This window comes from Salinibaculum salinum, assembly GCF_037645885.1.
GTDB classification, from domain to species: Archaea; Halobacteriota; Halobacteria; order Halobacteriales; family Haloarculaceae; genus Salinibaculum; species Salinibaculum salinum.
This window is the reverse complement of record NZ_JBBENW010000008.1, coordinates 39,257-56,145: the sequence shown is the minus strand read 5'-3', so window position 1 is coordinate 56,145 and position 16,889 is coordinate 39,257. Positions and strand designations below refer to the sequence as shown.

General features: G+C 62.0%; 13 protein-coding genes. 6 read left to right on the top strand and 7 right to left on the bottom strand.

What is annotated here, in order from left to right:
• Nucleotides 1–28: 28 nt before the first annotated feature.
• From WDJ60_RS09950 to ppsA, 7 genes are all read right to left on the bottom strand, one after another.
• The gene (locus WDJ60_RS09950; RefSeq protein WP_340100233.1) at nucleotides 29–727 is read right to left on the bottom strand and encodes a halocyanin domain-containing protein; all 699 of its coding nucleotides are present in this window, start codon (nucleotides 725–727) and stop codon (nucleotides 29–31) included.
• Nucleotides 728–773: 46 nt separating this feature from the next.
• The gene (locus tag WDJ60_RS09945; RefSeq protein WP_340100232.1) at nucleotides 774–1,043 is read right to left on the bottom strand and encodes a DUF7312 domain-containing protein; all 270 of its coding nucleotides are present in this window, start codon (nucleotides 1,041–1,043) and stop codon (nucleotides 774–776) included.
• 45 nt (nucleotides 1,044–1,088) lie between these two features.
• Entirely contained in the window at nucleotides 1,089–3,227 is a 2,139-nt protein-coding gene (gene metG / locus WDJ60_RS09940; protein WP_340100231.1) for a methionine--tRNA ligase, read from the bottom strand.
• Between the two features lie 55 nt (nucleotides 3,228–3,282).
• On the bottom strand, nucleotides 3,283–4,965 hold the full coding sequence (locus tag WDJ60_RS09935) for a histidine kinase N-terminal 7TM domain-containing protein (RefSeq protein WP_340100230.1): 1,683 nt from the start codon (nucleotides 4,963–4,965) through the stop codon (nucleotides 3,283–3,285).
• Nucleotides 4,966–5,119: 154 nt separating this feature from the next.
• On the bottom strand, nucleotides 5,120–5,803 hold the full coding sequence (locus WDJ60_RS09930) for a LiaF transmembrane domain-containing protein (protein ID WP_340100229.1): 684 nt from the start codon (nucleotides 5,801–5,803) through the stop codon (nucleotides 5,120–5,122).
• Between the two features lie 411 nt (nucleotides 5,804–6,214).
• Nucleotides 6,215–7,273 carry a tyrosine decarboxylase MfnA gene (gene mfnA / locus WDJ60_RS09925; protein ID WP_340100228.1) on the bottom strand — a complete coding sequence of 353 codons (1,059 nt, stop codon included), beginning with the start codon at nucleotides 7,271–7,273 and terminating at the stop codon, nucleotides 6,215–6,217.
• A gap of 138 nt (nucleotides 7,274–7,411) precedes the next feature.
• A complete protein-coding gene (gene ppsA, locus WDJ60_RS09920; protein ID WP_340100227.1) occupies nucleotides 7,412–9,700 on the bottom strand; it encodes a phosphoenolpyruvate synthase in 2,289 nt (762 codons plus the stop codon).
• A gap of 258 nt (nucleotides 9,701–9,958) precedes the next feature.
• Here ppsA and WDJ60_RS09915 point away from each other — a divergent pair, with 258 nt between their 5' ends.
• The 6 genes from WDJ60_RS09915 (at nucleotide 9,959) to WDJ60_RS09890 (ending at nucleotide 16,859) form a co-directional block, all read left to right on the top strand.
• Nucleotides 9,959–10,510: a DoxX family membrane protein gene (locus WDJ60_RS09915; RefSeq protein WP_340100226.1), complete on the top strand. Its 552-nt coding sequence runs from the start codon at nucleotides 9,959–9,961 to the stop codon at nucleotides 10,508–10,510.
• 108 nt (nucleotides 10,511–10,618) lie between these two features.
• Nucleotides 10,619–12,082, top strand: coding sequence for a hypothetical protein (locus WDJ60_RS09910; RefSeq protein ID WP_340100225.1), 1,464 nt, complete (start codon nucleotides 10,619–10,621; stop codon nucleotides 12,080–12,082).
• Nucleotides 12,083–12,366: 284 nt separating this feature from the next.
• The gene (locus WDJ60_RS09905; RefSeq protein ID WP_340100224.1) at nucleotides 12,367–13,401 is read left to right on the top strand and encodes an ABC transporter substrate-binding protein; all 1,035 of its coding nucleotides are present in this window, start codon (nucleotides 12,367–12,369) and stop codon (nucleotides 13,399–13,401) included.
• A gap of 32 nt (nucleotides 13,402–13,433) precedes the next feature.
• On the top strand, nucleotides 13,434–14,252 hold the full coding sequence (locus WDJ60_RS09900; RefSeq protein WP_340100223.1) for an ABC transporter permease: 819 nt from the start codon (nucleotides 13,434–13,436) through the stop codon (nucleotides 14,250–14,252).
• Between the two features lie 63 nt (nucleotides 14,253–14,315).
• Nucleotides 14,316–15,092: an ABC transporter ATP-binding protein gene (locus WDJ60_RS09895; protein WP_340100222.1), complete on the top strand. Its 777-nt coding sequence runs from the start codon at nucleotides 14,316–14,318 to the stop codon at nucleotides 15,090–15,092.
• 303 nt (nucleotides 15,093–15,395) lie between these two features.
• A complete protein-coding gene (locus WDJ60_RS09890; protein ID WP_340100221.1) occupies nucleotides 15,396–16,859 on the top strand; it encodes a hypothetical protein in 1,464 nt (487 codons plus the stop codon).
• Nucleotides 16,860–16,889 lie beyond the last annotated feature (30 nt).

Genomic DNA, 16,889 nt, shown 5'->3' with positions numbered 1-16,889 from the left:
TCGTCCGTCGCGACTGGGCGAAGTGTCGCTACTCTTCGAAGTCCCCGTAGTCGCCGCCGTACTTCATGAAGAAGTAGGCCATCCCGAGCGTCGCGACCATCACCAGCATGGTGGCGACACCGAGCGTCTTCGCGCTACTGGGGAGGTCACTGGGGCCTGAATCGCCCCCGGACTCGACTGTCGGGTAGTCGCTCCCGACCACGACGACACCGAGCATCCCGCTGGCCTCGTGGGGCACACAGACGTAGTTGTAGATGCCGTCCTCTTCGAACGTGTACTCGTACGTGCCGGTGTTCTTGGGCGACCCGGAGTTGAACACTTCGTCACCCTGTTCGACGACGTTGTGCGCGCCGCCCTCGCCGGTCCACTCCCAGACGACCGTCGCACCGTTGTCGACGTGAACTGCCGCGGGACCGAAGGCCAGTCCGTCACTCCCCGCACCGACCTCGACCGTCACTTCGTCCTGGCCGCGCATGTCGCTCACCGACCCGTCGAAGTTGTTCGCGCCGTCGAGGAAGCCACCGAGGTCCGGTTCGCCGCCGCCGCCACCGCCGCCGCCACCGTCCTCTGTTCCGGTCGTTTCGTTGCCGGCTGCGGTGGTTTCGTTGCCGCCCTCGGTTGTGGTCTCCTGTGCGGTTGCAGTCCCCGTTGCCGCAGCGGCAGTCGCCGTCCCGGCCGCTGCCTGCATGAATCGACGGCGCGAGACACTCGCGTCGTTGTCGCTCATACCTAGTCGTTTGCAATCACGCGTAGTGAATACTTCGCTTCCCGACTCAGGGCAGCAAGTTCAGATATCCCGCGAAAAACGCAAGCGCTAGCAGCACTCCAAAGACGACGAACAGGGCGTTCTCCAGGTCGATCTCCTGTGCTTCGAGCTCTTCCTGAATGTCCATCTTCCCCGCGACGCCCGCGTCGATGCCCCCGCTGTCGTCCGTGTCGTCCTCGTCGGGTGTCGCGTCGCCGCTGCTCGCGGCGTCGTCGCTCTCGTCTTCCAGGTCCGACAGCGAGTACCGCCACTCCTCCTCGTCGGAGTCGGTTGCCATACCTCTCTTTTGACGGTCCACGTGCAAAAGGCTGACCGGTCGGGGCTATCGGACTTTTGTCCCCGGACCGCTGTCGCCGTGGGTCGTCAGGATATCTGCGTCCTCCCCGGCCGCCAGCAACATCCCGTTGGATTCGTAGCCGAACAGTTCGGCCTGCTCCATGTTCGCCAGCAGGACACACCGCGTTCCGGGCAGGTCGTCGGCGTCGTGGAGTCCCTTGATGCCTGCGACCACCTGGCGCTGTTCGACGCCGATGTCGACCTCCAGGCGCATCAGGTTGTCCGAATCCTCGATTTCCTCGGCGGCTGTAATCTCGCCGACGCGGATGTCGAGTTCCTGGAAGTCCTCGAAGGAGATGCGTTCGTCCGCGAGTGGTTCGAGGTCCGCGGCTTCCTCGCCCACGCCGTCGCTACTCGCGGTTTCACCGCTCGTTGTTTCCGAGGACTCGCCGTCGCTGGCTGCGGCCACGCGCTCGCGGAGTGTCTCGTTCAGATCCTCGACTTCCTCGTCCTCGATTTCGGTAAAGAGCTCCTCGGGCGCGTCGAATTCGGCGGGCGGGGCGTCGAGCGCGTCGCTCAGTGCGGCGTCGGCGACGGTGCCGGACTCTCCGAGCTGGTCCCACAGCGCGGCGGCCTTCTCGGGCATGACCGGCTGCATCAGGACGGCACACGCTTTCGCGACCTGCACGCAGTCGCGGATGACCTGTGCGGCCTGCTCGGGGTCGTCGTCGACCAGGTTCCACGGTTCGTGGCGCTGGATGTAGCCGTTGCCGAAGTCCGCGAGGTCGACGGCCACGTCCGACACGTCACGGAGGGTGTACTCGGCGACGGCAGCTTCGAAGTCGCTGATAGCCTCGGTGATGCGCTCGCGCACTTCGTCGCTGACCGATTCGTCAGGGGTCCCGTCGTAATTGCGGTGTGCAAACAGCATCGCCCGGTAGCAGAAGTTGCCGAGGTTGCCGACGAGTTCGCCGTTGACCCGCTCCTTGAACCGGTCCCACGAGAAGTCCACGTCTTTCTCGATGCCCGACCCGGTCGTGATGTAGTACCGGAAGAGATCGGGGTGGAAGCCGGTGTCGAGATACTCGTCGGCCCACACCGCACGATTTCGCGACGTGGAGAGTGCCTTCCCGTCGATACCGACGAACCCGGTCGCAAGCACTGCTCTGGGTTCGCTGAATCCCGCCGCCCGGAGCATGGTCGGCCAGAAGACGGTGTGGTGCTGGATGATGTCACGCCCGATGACGTGGACGATCTCGCCCGCGTCGGCGGTCCACTCCTCGTCCCACTCCGTGCCGGGTCGCCGCTCGCCGTCGGGTTTCCAGACGTCTTCCCAGTCGTACTCCTCGGGACCGACACGCTCGGAGTACTGTTTCGTCGAGGAGACGTACTCGATTGGGGCGTCGACCCAGACGTACAGCACGAGGTCCTCCTCTCCATCACCGGGATAGTCGATACCCCAGTCCATGTCGCGGGTGATACAGAGGTCCTGGAGTTCTCCCTCTATCCACTCGCGGGGCTGGTTGCGGGCGTTCTCGGTGCCCTCCAGTCGGTCGATGAAATCCTGGAGATACTCCTGAAAGTCCGAGAGGCGGAGGAACTTGTGTTCGCGCGTGCGATACTCGGCTGGATTTCCGGTGAGCGTCGAGACGGGATCTTCGATTTCGCCGGGTTCGAGGTGGCGCTGACACCCCTCGTCGCACTCGTCGCCACGGGCGTGCTCGCCACAGTAGGGGCAGGTCCCCTCGACGTAGCGGTCCGGGAGGGGTTGGTCTTCCTCGCTGTCCCAGGCGACCTGAATCTCCTTTTCGAAGACGTACCCCTCCTCGTCCCACGTCGAGACGAAGTCCTGGGTCATCTCGGTGTTGGTCTCGTCGTGGGTGTGGCCGTAGTTGTCGAAGTCGACGTTGAACTTCGGGAACGTCTCGGCGTAGGTTTCGTGATAGTCGAGCGCGAACTCCTCGGGCGAGACGCCTTCTTCCGCGGCGTTGACCGCAACGGGCGTGCCGTGCATGTCCGACCCGCAGACGAAGGCTGTCTGCTGGCCGACGCGGTCGAGTGCCCGGGTGTAGGTGTCGCCGATGACGTACGTCCGCAGGTGGCCCACGTGCAGGTCGCCGTTGGCGTAGGGCAACCCGCAGGTGACCACCGCCGGATTGTCGGTCGGCAGTCGGTCGTGACTCATGTGCTCTGTTTCTGGGATGGAGGTCAAAAACACCGCCGGTTTCCGCGAGCGCCGTTCAGTCTGAGTCTGAGGACGCCACCGATACCGATTCTGATTCGATTCGGCTCGTCGCTGGTATCGATAACCGAACCGTCGATCCCTCCTCGGTCGTAAACGAGACTTCCCCACCGAGCGCACGCGCTCCCCACGAGATGAGCCACACGCCCAGGCTGCTCGCGTGGTTGAGGGGGGTCTCCGTCCCGGATTTCACCGGCCCGATCTCTGAGTCCGGGATGCCTGGCCCGTCGTCAGCAACGACTACCTCGACTGTGTCGCACTGTCGCGCCGTGCTGACCGTCACCGCTGGCTCCACGCCGCCGTGGACGAGTGCGTTTTCGACTATCTCCCGAACAACAACCCGGACGATTTTCGGGTCGGTCTCTATCTTGCCCGCCTGCATCGCCTTCTCGATGTCCGCCTTCGGGTGGTCTGTGGCCAGGTTATCGACGATGTCGCAGACGAGTGCGTCGATGTTGACCGATACTGTCTCCGACTGCCGCTCGAACATCCGTTCGACCTCCAGCGCCTTCTCACTGATCTCTGATAGCTCTCGTGCCTTCTGCTCGACGGTCCCCCCGAGCTCGGCTATCTCGCTCCCACTTCGGTTCTCTATCTGGCTTGCGGCCCCGAGAATCACGGTAAGGTCGTTGCGGAGATTGTGTCGGAGTATTCGGTTGAGCACCTCCAGGCGCTCCTGACGGCGAACCAACTCTGTCACGTCCTGGACGACGAGACTCCGGCCGATTTCGACGCCGTGCCAGTCCGACACTGGAGACGTTTTGACCTGGTATGTCCGACCGCGCCGCTGGAAGCGCACGGGGAATTCCGTGAAGTCGGTCACGCCGAAGACCGCGAACAGTTTCGCGAGCGGCTTTCCGACGAGGCTGTCGATACCGAGGTACTCACAGGCACGGGAGTTAGCCTGCACGACGGTCTCGTCCCCAACAACGACCACGCCGTCGTCGAGGTCGCGCAGCACCGCCTGCTCACCGATGCGTGCGACGGCAGGTATCTGTGTCAGGAATTGCTCGCGAAATACCGCATACCCCCAGAGTATCGACTGTGGCCCGAGCGCTACCTGTGTGACTGGAAACCCTTTGATTGGGACACCGATGATCGCTCCGACGCTCCCAAGGACAGTCACGAGCGTCCCCCCCGTGAGCGCGAGTGCCTGCCCGACGAACAGTCGGTTGCGTTCCAGAACCGTCTTTGCGACGAGCATCAGTCCCACGGTGAACACTGCGTAGATGTACATCCCGAGCAACGCGCCAACTGGACCGATGGACGACATGACGATCGTCCCTGCGGGTATCGTCGACTGTGTGAGCTCACCGGAGAGCGGCGACCAGGTCGGGGCGATGGTGTAGAGGAGCGCCCCGGCGACGAGCGGCACGACTGCGACCCGAAACAGCCAGCTGTGTACCCAGCTGTCGCGTCCGGTGTACTGGAGGATGAACGCCAGCCACAGGCCGATGGCGAGCATGCTCAGGCCGGTGACGCCACCCCACAGTCCGACGCGGAGCGAGCCGTGTGCCACGAACAGGCTGACGAACGTCAGGCCAGCCCATAGCATCGAGACCGCCTGGAGAGCGGCGAATACCCTCGCACTCGGTCGCTCCCGGGTTTTCCATCCGACGGTGGCCAGCCAGCCGAGCAACAGCGTGTTCACCGCCAGGATGCCAGGCGTGAGAAGCGACATATCCTGTCGGAAAAAACACAGGCCAATCGTATGAAAATTCCCCCGCAAACAGTGTCTCAACTCCAGAATTCTCTCCCGAAACGTCGATGCTCTGGAGTGATTCTCTCTGATTCTCTCAGACCGAGACTGAAAACCGAACGATCTCGGAACTGATTCAGTCGTTGACTTCGACGCCGCCGAACGCCGCGAAACCAGTCACCACGAGGTCGACTTCCTCGTGTGTCCGTTCGGTCCGTCGCCGCTCGTCACTCGCCCCGCCGAAAATCGGGAGCACGTCGATGTCAACGTTCCACTCTTCCGGGACGGTCACCTCGACGCCGCCAAAGAGCGCGATTGCGCTGACGTGAGCCGGCGGCTGCGCAATTCCGGCCTCTCGCAAGTCGATTTCCGCACCGCCGAATATCGCGGTGAGATTCGCGCCGGTGAACTTCGACGTCGTGACGCGTTTCTCGCTGCCCCCGAAGATACCGAAGCCGGTGACGTGCGAGGAACCCGTCTTCGCCGGGGGCGAGCGAAACTGACTCAGAACGAGCGAGAGCCCAAAGAGGATGATGAAGACCGGCCAGAAATCGATCAGGTCCGCGCCTTCGATGATGTCCAGCGTCGTCAACTGCCAGACGGCGGCGAGCGTGATGATGACGAAGGGACCGAAGATGTTGCGAAACCCGCTCCGGACGAGCGCGTAGACGCCAAGCAAGACGAACAGCGAGGGAATGTAATCGAACAGGAAGGCGGTATCGAACAGCCCTGTCGTGTCTGCCAGAAGGACGATACCGACGAGGACGATGAGCGCACCAAGCAGGAGCTGACTGGAGAGCGTTCGCTGACGTTGGGACATACATGCGCGGACACTTGCCGAGAGCTTATAGGTGCTGCCAGATTCCTCCACCTGCCGGTCAGGCCACGACCAGTTCGCCGCTGACGAGCGCACGCGTCACCAATAGGCGGTCTATGCCACAAATAAAAGGCGTGAACCGAACTATAGTAGCCACTGAAAGCCAGTGCACACACGACCGCACGAGTGCGGTGCGGTCGGTATGTAAATCGTTTCAATTGCTACTATACCAGTAACTCTCGCTCAGGGCAGTGAGGATCTGCCACGGGAGTTCTGGAATGAGTCTCGGCGTCCGCGCGAGCGAAGCGAGCGCGGTTCTTCTGAATCGAGGCCGAAGGCCGAGATTCAGCCTTTTTCACCCATGTTTTTGCCGTGAGCGCGACGCGCTCACCCGAACGGAAAAAAGATGGCGGGTCAGTACCAGTCCAGGTCAGCAACGAACGAACGCAGCATTGACCGCGTGACGTGGGGCATGCAGACGACGCGCATCTCGCCCGAACCAGTCTTCGAGACGCGCCAGCCGCGGTCGCGGAGTTCGTCGGTCATCGGCACCGAGAGGTCCGCCGCGACCAGCGGGAGTTCCGGGCCGACGACCTCGTGACCACGGTGGGCCAGCGACTCGGCCAGCCACTCGGCGTTGTCCATCGCCCGCTCGTAGGTTTCCTGATACTCCTTCGGCCAGAGGGCGTCCATCGCGGCGACGGCGCTGGCGACGCCCGCCCCCGAGCGCGTTCCCGTGAGCGTGACCTGTGCGGTCGATTCGAGGTACGGCGTGTCGATAGCCAGCTCGTCGAGGAGCTCCGGGGCACGCGCGAGCAGTCCGCCGGCGGGGACGGCCGCCCGGCCGACCTTGTGGGGGTCGATAGTCAGCGTGTCGATGGCGGCGTCGTCGAAGGCCCACTCGTGGTCAGTAAAGGGCAGGTAGAAGCCACCCCACGCGGCGTCGACGTGACAGAGCGCACCGGCGTCCTCGGCGATGTCCGCGAGGGCGGGAATCGGGTCGACGTATCCGTACTCCGTCGAGCCAGCGACGCCGACGACACAGACGGTGTCTGCGTCGACCAGCTCGGAGACGGCATCGAGGTTCGCGCGGTGGCCCGCCGTCGGAGCCGTTCGGAGTTCGACGCCCAGCAGTTCGGCGGCCTTCTGGAAGCTGAAGTGTGCACTCTCGGGCGCGACGACGTTCGGGTCGTCGGTGTCGCCCCAGTTACGCGCGATGCGAACCGCCTGGATGTTGGCCTCGGTGCCGCCGCTGGTGACGTAACCGGCGGGGTCGTCGAGTCCGGCGACGGTCCCCAGCATGTCGACGGCGTCACGTTCGAGTTCGGCAACCGTTTCGTAGGTCCCGGGGTCGCCGGGATTCGTTGCGAGAAAGCGTTCGGCAGCCTGCCGTGCCGCGGGATGTGGCTCCGTACACATCGACGAGAGGACACGGTCGAAGTCCTGCGGGGTGGCCTGCTGGGCCTGCTGCATACCCAATACTTGCCACCAACCCGCTTAGGAGTTACGCTCGGATTGACGATGGGAGTTATCACCACACCGAATGGTTATCTATCTGTCGAGAATTGTGTCTGATTCGTCCAGTCCACTCGTGCGTTCGGAACGCGCGGATTACCGGACGGAGTCGAGCAGCAGTTTCTGCTCGGTCCGTTTGACCTCGTGTTGTACATCGCGCACGGCGTCGATGTTCGCCGAAATCGAGGTGACACCTTCGTTGACGAGGTGGTTGACCATCTGCGGCTTCGAGCCGGCCTGCCCACAGATGCTCGTATCTACGTCGTGCTCGCGGCAGGTCTGGATGACCTCGCTGATGAGTTCTAGCACCGCCGGATGGAGTTCGTCGTAGCGGCCGGCGACTTGCTCGTTGTTTCGGTCGACTGCCAGCGTGTACTGCGTGAGGTCGTTGGTCCCGAAGGAGGCAAAGTCGATACCGGCCTCGGCCATCTCGTCGACGGTCAGCGCCGCGGCGGGCGTCTCTATCATCACGCCCCACTTGCGCTTGGTCGTGTCGATACCTGCTTGCTCCAGCTGGGCTTTGGCCTGAATCACGTCCTCGGCGTCGTTCATCAGCGGGAACATGATCTCGACGTTGTCGTAGCCCATGTCGTAGAGCTTCCGGAACGCCCGCAGTTCGTACTGGAAGACGTCCGTGCGGTCGAGGCTCCGACGGATGCCCCGATAGCCCAACATCGGATTGTGTTCGATGGGTTCGTCGTCGCCGCCCTCCAGTTGTCGGAACTCGTCGGTGGGGGCATCGAGCGTGCGCACGCGAACCGGGCGCGGGTAGAACTCCTCGGCGACGCCGCGCACGCCGTCGACGATCTCCTCGACGTAGGCATCGACGCTGTGGTCCTCGATGTATCGCTCGGGCGTCTTGCCCAGCGAGAGAATCATGTGCTCGATGCGAAGCAGGCCGACGCCGTCGGCACCAGTCGCGGCGGCGCGCTCTGCGGCGTCGGGAATCGAGACGTTCACCTTCACTTCCGTTGCCGTCATCGGTTTGACCGGGGTATCCGGTCGGACCTCCTCGACGGCGTCGTGTTGTTCGGCCTCCTCGGCACCGGCCTCAATAGTGCCTTTCTCGCCGTCGATGGTGACGACTCGTCCGTCGTCGAGTTGCTCGGTGGCGTGTTCCGCGCCGACGACGGCGGGAACACCGAGTTCGCGCGAGACGATAGCCGCGTGGGATGTCATCCCGCCTTCGTCGGTGATGATGCCCGAGGCGCGTTTCATCGCCGGCACCATATCGGGGGTGGTCATCTCGGCGACGATGATGTCGCCCTCGCTGACCTTGTCCAGCTGGTCGAGCTTGCGGACGATGCTGACGGTACCCGACGCCCGACCTGGGCTGGCACCGAGGCCCGAGAGGATGACTTCGTTGGCTCCGCCGGTCCCGCTTGCTGCGCCCTCTGTGGAAACGCTGTCGCCGCCGTCGGCGACGCTGCCCTCGGTCGCGCTTTCGCTGATGGTCGTGATTGGGCGAGACTGGAGGATGTAGACCTCGCCGTCGTGAACCGCCCACTCCACGTCCTGTGGTTCGCCGTAGTAGTCCTCGATTTCCTCGCCGAGTTCGAGCAGTGAATCGAGGTCGCTCTCCGAGAGGACGCGCTGGCCGCGCTTCTCGTCGGGAACCGGCTTTTCGACGGTCTTGCCGGTGTCGCTGTCCCGGACGTGCATCACTTTCTTGTCAGCGACAGTCTCCTCCTGAATCTCGCCGGTCGCGCGGTCGATGACGTAGTTGTCCGGCGTCACGGCACCGGAGACGACTGCCTCGCCGAGTCCCCACGCGGCCTCGATGGTGACGACCGGTGCGCCCGTCGAGGGGTGGCTGGTGAACATCACGCCGGACTTGTCGGCGTCGACCATCTCCTGGACGACGACGGCGATGTCGACGGTGGTGTCGTCGAAGCCCTGTTCTTGCCGGTAGTAGATCGCCCGCTGCGTGAACAGCGATGCCCAGCACTCCCGAACTTTGTCCAGCAGGTCCTCGCGGGTGATGTTGAGGAACGTCTCCTGTTGGCCGGCGAAGGAGGCGTCGGGCAGGTCCTCGGCAGTGGCCGAGGAGCGGACGGCAACGGCGGCGTCCTCGCCGATGCGGTCGTACGCTTCCAGAATACCCTCGCGCTGCTTGTCGGGAATCTCGGTCTCCTGGATGAGCTGCTGAGCATCTTCGGCGGCCTCGGCGAGCGCCTTCGAGTCGTCGGAGTCGACGTTGACGATGTCGAACAGCTCCTCGTCGATGCCGGTGTCTTCGATGAACGAGCGGTACGTGTCTGCTGTGACGATGAAGGCGGGCGGAACCGGCAGGTTCGCAGACGTCATCTCCCCGAGTGACGCTGCTTTCCCGCCGACGGCCGCCAGGTCGTCGCTCCGGACGTCCTCCAGCCAGAGTACAGCCATTAGGTGTAGGCAGTCGAACGAGCATAAAGAAGCTTCTGACTCCGCTCTCAGTGCAGGTCTGTCACTCGCTGTGGCCGAATCCGACACCGACGGAACCGGTGTTGTCTCCGTCCGGGTGGGAGAAACGGCGACGCTCTCAGACGATTGTGAATTCGCCGACACCATCCCCGGAGTCCAATCGCGGCTAGCAGGCGCTGACATCCCCGAGGAATCGGTTTCAACTTTGATACCAAGAAGAACTTATATGATATGGTCACAATGACCCTCATAGTACAACAAATGACGACGAGAGAACTAGACTCAGAACTGTTCGGGCGGGACATTACGTTCGAATACTCCGAGCACTGGGTAGGATATGCACTCCTCGCGCTTCGGCTCATCATGGGCTGGACGTTCTTCTATGCAGGAATCATCAAAGTTGTCAACCCGGAGTGGAGTGTTCGAAGCTTCCTGCTGTTTGCCATTCCCGAGGGTAATCCCTTCGGCGGCGTCTGGGTCACCATGGCCAACGAGTGGGCCTGGCTGTTGACGCCCCTGAACCAGGTCGGACTCACGCTCATCGGTCTCGGATTGCTCACCGGGACGCTGTTCCGACTGAGCGCGTTCTTCGGGGCGATGATGATGCTCTTTTACTGGGCAGCACACATGCCCTTCGAAAACAGCCTCATCTTCAGTGAACACATGGTCTATGTCTTCCTGCTGTTCGGTCTCGGCGCGTTCGGTGCCGGCCGTATCTTCGGTATCGACGCCAAACTCGAACAGCTCGATATTGTCAAGCGGAATCCGCGGTTGAAGATTCTGCTGGGATAGGCTTCTTTTCTTCTCGTCCGGGTCTGTGCTGTTTGTCTGACCACGAACTATATTCTCGGGCTGAGAATCAGGCATACTTATAATTATTGCCGTGACGACGGTCCAGACATGAGCGAACAACCAGATAATTCCCGGAGGGAAAGCGACGGGGGTCGACGACAACGTGATGACGGGCAGACGCAGCAGGAAACGCTCGTCCTCAGCGACGAGGACGCCTACGTTGGCGACTCTATCGTAATCAAAGGTCGGAATCTCCCGGCCAACGAATCGTTCGACCTGCGCTGGAAGTCGGTACACGGAGAATGGGGCGTTCTCGAGGCACACGAAATCGTGGGGCCCCAGTACCGGCCTCGAACGGACACCATCACGACGATCGAAACAGACGATTCGGGCGCGTTCGACTGGGAGTTTACAATTCCGGAGGACTACGGTGGGGACCACATCATCAAACTCGTCGACAGCGACGACACCAGCGTTGCCGACGCTGAAATCGAAGTCATCCCCCACTTCGAATTACTCAACGAGACTGCCGAACTTGGTGACTTTTTCACTATCAGAGGCTACGGCATCGGTCCCGACATCATGGTGAACAACTATCCTGTCGTCTGGGACAACGGCTACGTCGGGTTCATGACTGGCGTCCAGAACCGGGGCACTGCGACGGCCGAGATTCGCGCGGCTGGCCCGCCCGGGAAACACGTCCTGCAGGTCTGGCGGAGCCACCTCGGCATCCCGTTCCTCCAGAACAACACCCAGTCGCCCTACGGAAAAGTCTCCGACGGCCGCACGCGAACGTGGACAGTCGAGGTGACCGAACCGGAGACACCCCCCCAGACTGCGTGGGTCGACGACCTGTTTCAGGAGAGTCCCATCGAACTCCACTACCCAGACATCGACCAGGACACCGCGGCTACACTCGACATCACGCCCGAGTGCGGGCAGGCGGGGACCAGTGCCATCATCTCGGGGTCTGACTTCCCGCCACACACCGAAGTTGACCTCATCTGGTATCGCCACGACGGACACGAGCCCCAGGGGAAAAAGCAACCCCCGGACCACAGCATCTGGTCGGAGCAGGTCCATGACCTCCTGCCGACGGTCAGCACCGACAGCGACGGGTCGTTCCAGGTCGAAATCGAGATTCCTGTCGACGTCGGCTCGACGCGACCGATTACGGCCGCGGTCGACGGTCGGGAAGTTGCAGTGACCGGGTTCATGATGCAGCCGTCTATCGAGACGTTCGAACCGACCAGCGGTCCCGTCGGCACCGAAATCGAAATCGAACTGACTGGCGTCGGGTGGACGAACTACGAGACAACGCCGATGTTCGTCTACGACAACGACATGCTGGGGTACTCCTGTTCGCTCAGCGGTCCACAGCGAACCAAACTCCGGACCGTGCTGCGTGCCTCCGGCCAGCCCGGTCACCACTTCATCGACGTGTACCCGGCTATCTTTACCACCGAGGACGACGACCCCGACTTCCAGCTCATGCCGCACCTCTCGTATCTGGACAACCATCCGGTCCGACCGCTCCCCGCCGCTCACTTCAGCTTCGAAGTCACTGAGTGACGCGCGCGACTACCCGTTCTTTCGATTTTCCAAACCGCGGAGTGCTGCCACCGTCCTCAACTCACCAACTCTACTGCCTGTTGAAAGCATCGTTACTTTTTCCTTATCAGTAGCGGGTTCTCGGCTAATATCACGTCATCAACCTAACTTCCAGAGAATAATTTTCGAAATACAAGCTATAATTTAATGTATTGGCACGGCTCCTGTCGACCATGCACCGAACTTCTGACTGCAATTCAGGGATATCACGGCGGACTTTTCTAGCGACTACCACAGCGGGTGCGATGGCGTCGGTCGTCGGCTGTCTCGGTGACGCGGGTTCGAGCAGTACTCCGTCGGTCACGTACCGACACCGGTACCAGCGCTCCGGACTCGACGCGGCACCGAACGACGCGGGCGTCGAGATGGGCCTCTGGGAGGACGAGGGAATCGACGTCAAATTCGCCACGTCAAACGGGTCACAGCAGGCCGTCAAATCCGTCGCACAGGGGAACGACACCTTCGGGAACGCCGAAATCTCGGCAGTGCTCCGACAGATGCAGGAGGAGTCGTCGATTCGGATTATCGGGCAGGTCATCGACCCGATGGCCGGTGTCGTCTCGACCGAGGAGGCCGGTATCGAGTCCTGGGCGGACATGGAAGGGAAAACAATCGCACAGTATCCGTTCGGTGCGACCGGGCCGCTCGCGATGGCAGCACTCGAAAAGGCGGGTGGCAACCCCGACAACGTCGAGACCCGGAACATGCAACCCGGCTCGGAGGAGGCACTGCTCATGGAGGGGAAAGCCGACGCAGCGATCACCTACTTCCCGCAGGCGGTCGCCCGACTGGAGAAAAACGGCTACGGCACCAACGTCCTCATCCTCTCTGATGTCCTCGAGAACCTCGGTGTGGCACTGATCACGCGGCAGTCGGTCATCGACGACCAGTCTGAGACAGTGAACCGTTTCGTCAGAGGGTGGCTCCAGGCACACAAGAAGTTCGCCACGGACCTGGACGGGGTCATCGACGTGTACCGGGACAAAGTTCCACAGTTCGACGAGGAACTCGCCCGGGAGACGGTCGGCCCCATCTACGCCTCGCGCGTGCCAGACCCGGATATCGGGACGTCGAAGGGGAAAGGCTGGACGTCCACGGATCAACTGGAGACGACCCTGTCTGTATTCCAGGACGCGGGACTGCTCGAGGAGACGCGGCCCGTCGAGGAGTACTACACGAACGAGTATATCGAAGGAAACCAGGAACTGGCCGTCGAGACGGCAGAGGCCTACTACGAGCAACTCGAAGACAACTACGATGTCGGCCCGAACTATGTGTGAGTGGGTGCTGACATCGTGTCTTGGGGGAGCCTATGGCCGAGCGTGAACTGAGCGGTGTGCCTGCGCCGCTGGTCGACGTTTATGATGCGCTGTCCCGTCGGACCGTACTCTTCCCGGGACTCGTGTTCGTCTGCGTCGTCCTCGGGTGGGAGTTTGTGATTCCAGCACTTGGTGTCGAGTCGTACATCCTGCCGACGCCGTCGGAAATTCTGTCGAGCCTCGTCAGTGAGTTCTCGACGATCATCGAGCACCTGCAGTACACGTTGCGGGCCTTCGCCTATGGCTTCACGATGACTGTTGTCGGCGGCTACGCGCTCGCGCTGGCGATGTCACAGTCGTCGGTCGTGGAGACGGTGCTGTACCCCTATGTCATCGGTGCCCGGTCCGTTCCGATAATCACACTCTTGCCCATCTTCATCGTCTGGCTCGGGTTTGGATTCCCCTCGATCGTTGCTATCGGCTTTCTCATCAGCTTCTTTGCGATGGTTGTCAACTCTCTGTCTGGGTTCAAATCGACGGATGACGAACTCATCGAGATGATTCGGAGCTTCTCGGGTAACCGCCGAGAGGTGTTTTTGAACGTCTATCTCTACTCGTCGCTGCCGTACGTCTTCGCCGGCATCAAAATCTGCGTTATCCTCTCGTTTACCGGCGTTATCGCCGGCGAATATCTGGTCGGCATGAACGGCATTGGCTACCTCATCCTCCAGTACAACAACAACTTCGCAACACCCGAGATGTTCGCTGCCATTCTGTCTATCTCCGCCATTCAACTCCTGCTGTTCGGACTGGTGGTCGCCATCGAACGCACGGTCGTGAACTGGGATTCGAGAGTCTCAGGGGGGGTGTAAGCTGCCACCCACGACGCGGCGGCCGAACTGGATTTTAAATATCACAGGGCTGTACTCGAGGGTATGTCCCACTCTCTCTCTGTCGCGGGGCTGTCGAAATCCTACGGTTCCGGACCGGACGCAGTCAGGGTTCTAGAGGAACTTTCCTTCGATGTCGGGGAAAACGAGTTCGTCGCTATCGTGGGTCCCTCCGGGTGTGGGAAGACGACGCTATTGAAATGTATCGCGGGTGTCGTTGACTACGACGGCGGTGATATCGTCACCAGTGGGGGACCGATTACTGGACCCTCTGATGACATCGCAATGGTGTTCCAGGATTTCCGGCTGCTCCCCTGGAAGACCGTTCTGGAGAACGTGGTCGTCGGCGCCGACATACAGCCCGACCGGACCGACCGCCAGCCGGAGGCGGCGGCCAGGGAGTGGATAGAGAACGTTGGACTGGCAGGCTCCGAGGACGCGTACCCCGCCGAACTCTCCGGCGGGATGAAACAGCGCGTCGGCCTGGCGCGCGCGCTGGCGGTCGACCCGGACATCCTGCTGATGGACGAACCCTTCGGCTCGCTCGATGCGCAGACCAGAGACCGATTGCAGACCGAACTCCTCCAGTTGTGGGACACCGAGCAAAAGACGATTCTGTTCGTCACCCACGATATCAACGAGGCGGTCTATCTCGCCGACTGCGTGCTGGTGTTGTCCGCCAAACCGGCGACGATTACGACGACCCTCGACGTGAATATAGACCGACCGCGGTGGGACCGGCGCGTCGATATCGAAGGCGGTTCGGAATTTAAGCGGCTTCGAACGCGACTGCGAGAGGAACTCGGACTGACCGTGTCGTGACGGTCGTGTTACCCGGTGGTCCTCCGTTTCCGCCGTCGTCCCCGTCCAGGGCACCGGGGTATGTGACTCGTCCGCACCCCGCGAGACGCACCGTTGCCTCCGTCACAGCACCGGATGCGATGATGCGCAGTCGTGTCATTGCGGTACTGTCTCCACCCCTCGATTCAGGCTTGTCCTGGCTTATTCACAGTGGCCGTAATCCCGCTCCGAGATTTCCACGTGTTCGAAAACTGCGGGAGCGACAACGCGTGATGGATTCCCATGACCGATACAATCATTTGAGTTGGGTCGTAATTTCGGTGTATGACTGATGAACCGGGGCTTTCTTCGGACGTAGAAGACGCGCTCCAGGACCACCGCCGCGGTGGCGGCAACAGAAAGGGGACGCTCGTGGTGAGCGATGACGAGGGGTACGTCGGGGACACCATCACCTTCAAAGGTCGGAACCTCCCGGCGAACGAGCGATTCGACATCGAGTGGTACTCGACCAACGGTCGGTGGGGAATCCTCGAGGGCAACGAGGTCGTCGGGCCGCAGTACGCTCGCCGCACCGACGTTCTCGCGACCGTCGAGACCGACGAATCGGGTGCCTTCGACTTCCAGTGGGAGGTCCAGGAGGACTACGGTGGGTCCCACCGTATCGACCTCAAAACCGACGACGGCGAGGTCGTCGACCGCGCCGATTTCGAGATTCGACCGTGGTTCGAAATCAATCGAACTGAAGCGCCACTGGGAGAGACGTTCACAATCAGTGGTTACGGCATCGGACCGAACCTCGTCACGAACAACTACCAGGTGTCCTGGGACAACGGGACCATCGGCTTTATGACCGGCGTGATGAACCGTGGCACTGCCACCGCCGAAATCAGGGCCGTCGGTTCTCCCGGTGACCACGTCATCGAGGTCTGGCGCAGCTATCGAGGGTTTCCCTACCTCCAGAACAACACCCAGTCGCCGTACGGTCCCGTCGGCGGCGACCGTCCGTCACGCTGGACCGTCGAGGTGACCGAACCCGAGACCGAACCCGAGACCGCCTGGATTGACTCCCAGTACGAGGAGGCGCCGCTCGACATCCACTATCCCGAACTTGACGAGGACACCGACGCCGAACTGGGCATCTGGCCCCAGCACGGCCAGGCCGGAACGATCGCGTTCATCACCGGGAGCGAGTTTCCGGCGAACACCGAGGTCGACCTCATCTGGTATCACCACGACGGTCACCGCATGCCTCAGGGCCCCGAGGAGTCACCGGACCTGAAAGTCGCCCCGGAACCCCGCCCCGACGTGTTGCCGACGGCCACGACCGACGACGACGGGACGTTCCAGGTCGAATTCGAGATTCCCGAAGCAATCGGCTCGACGCGACCGATTACGGCCGCGGTCGACGGGCGGGAGGTCGCAGTGACGGGCTTTATGATGCAACCCTCCATCTCGTCGTACGGTCCGACCGAGGGGCCGGTCGGGACTGAAATAGAGATAGATCTCACCGGTGTCGGCTGGACGAACTACGGGAACGCACCGGTGTTCGTCTACGACAACAAGCCGCTGGGATACGCCTGTGGTACTGGCGGGAACGACGGACTCGTCCGCGTCGAGATTCCGGCGACGGGCGAGCCGGGCTGGCACTTCATCGACGTCTACCCCTCCCTTTTCCACATGCGGGAGAACGACCCCGAGTTCGAACTCCGTGCGCACCTGTCGTACTGGGACAACCATCCTGGGCGGCCGCTGCCGGCCTATCACTTCGCGTTCAAAATCACGGAGTGAGAACCGACCGAAACGCCCAATTTGGCGCGG

Bases quoted from the DNA above. Each gene is read 5' to 3' on its own strand.
- WDJ60_RS09950 (WP_340100233.1), bottom strand. From the start codon at position 727: ATGAGCGACAACGACGCGAGTGTCTCGCGCCGTCGATTCATGCAGGCA.
- WDJ60_RS09945 (WP_340100232.1), bottom strand. From the start codon at position 1,043: ATGGCAACCGACTCCGACGAGGAGGAGTGGCGGTACTCGCTGTCGGAC.
- metG (WP_340100231.1), bottom strand. From the start codon at position 3,227: ATGAGTCACGACCGACTGCCGACCGACAATCCGGCGGTGGTCACCTGC.
- WDJ60_RS09935 (WP_340100230.1), bottom strand. From the start codon at position 4,965: ATGTCGCTTCTCACGCCTGGCATCCTGGCGGTGAACACGCTGTTGCTC.
- WDJ60_RS09930 (WP_340100229.1), bottom strand. From the start codon at position 5,803: ATGTCCCAACGTCAGCGAACGCTCTCCAGTCAGCTCCTGCTTGGTGCG.
- mfnA (WP_340100228.1), bottom strand. From the start codon at position 7,273: ATGCAGCAGGCCCAGCAGGCCACCCCGCAGGACTTCGACCGTGTCCTC.
- ppsA (WP_340100227.1), bottom strand. From the start codon at position 9,700: ATGGCTGTACTCTGGCTGGAGGACGTCCGGAGCGACGACCTGGCGGCC.
- WDJ60_RS09915 (WP_340100226.1), top strand. From the start codon at position 9,959: ATGACCCTCATAGTACAACAAATGACGACGAGAGAACTAGACTCAGAA.
- WDJ60_RS09910 (WP_340100225.1), top strand. From the start codon at position 10,619: ATGAGCGAACAACCAGATAATTCCCGGAGGGAAAGCGACGGGGGTCGA.
- WDJ60_RS09905 (WP_340100224.1), top strand. From the start codon at position 12,367: ATGGCGTCGGTCGTCGGCTGTCTCGGTGACGCGGGTTCGAGCAGTACT.
- WDJ60_RS09900 (WP_340100223.1), top strand. From the start codon at position 13,434: ATGGCCGAGCGTGAACTGAGCGGTGTGCCTGCGCCGCTGGTCGACGTT.
- WDJ60_RS09895 (WP_340100222.1), top strand. From the start codon at position 14,316: ATGTCCCACTCTCTCTCTGTCGCGGGGCTGTCGAAATCCTACGGTTCC.
- WDJ60_RS09890 (WP_340100221.1), top strand. From the start codon at position 15,396: ATGACTGATGAACCGGGGCTTTCTTCGGACGTAGAAGACGCGCTCCAG.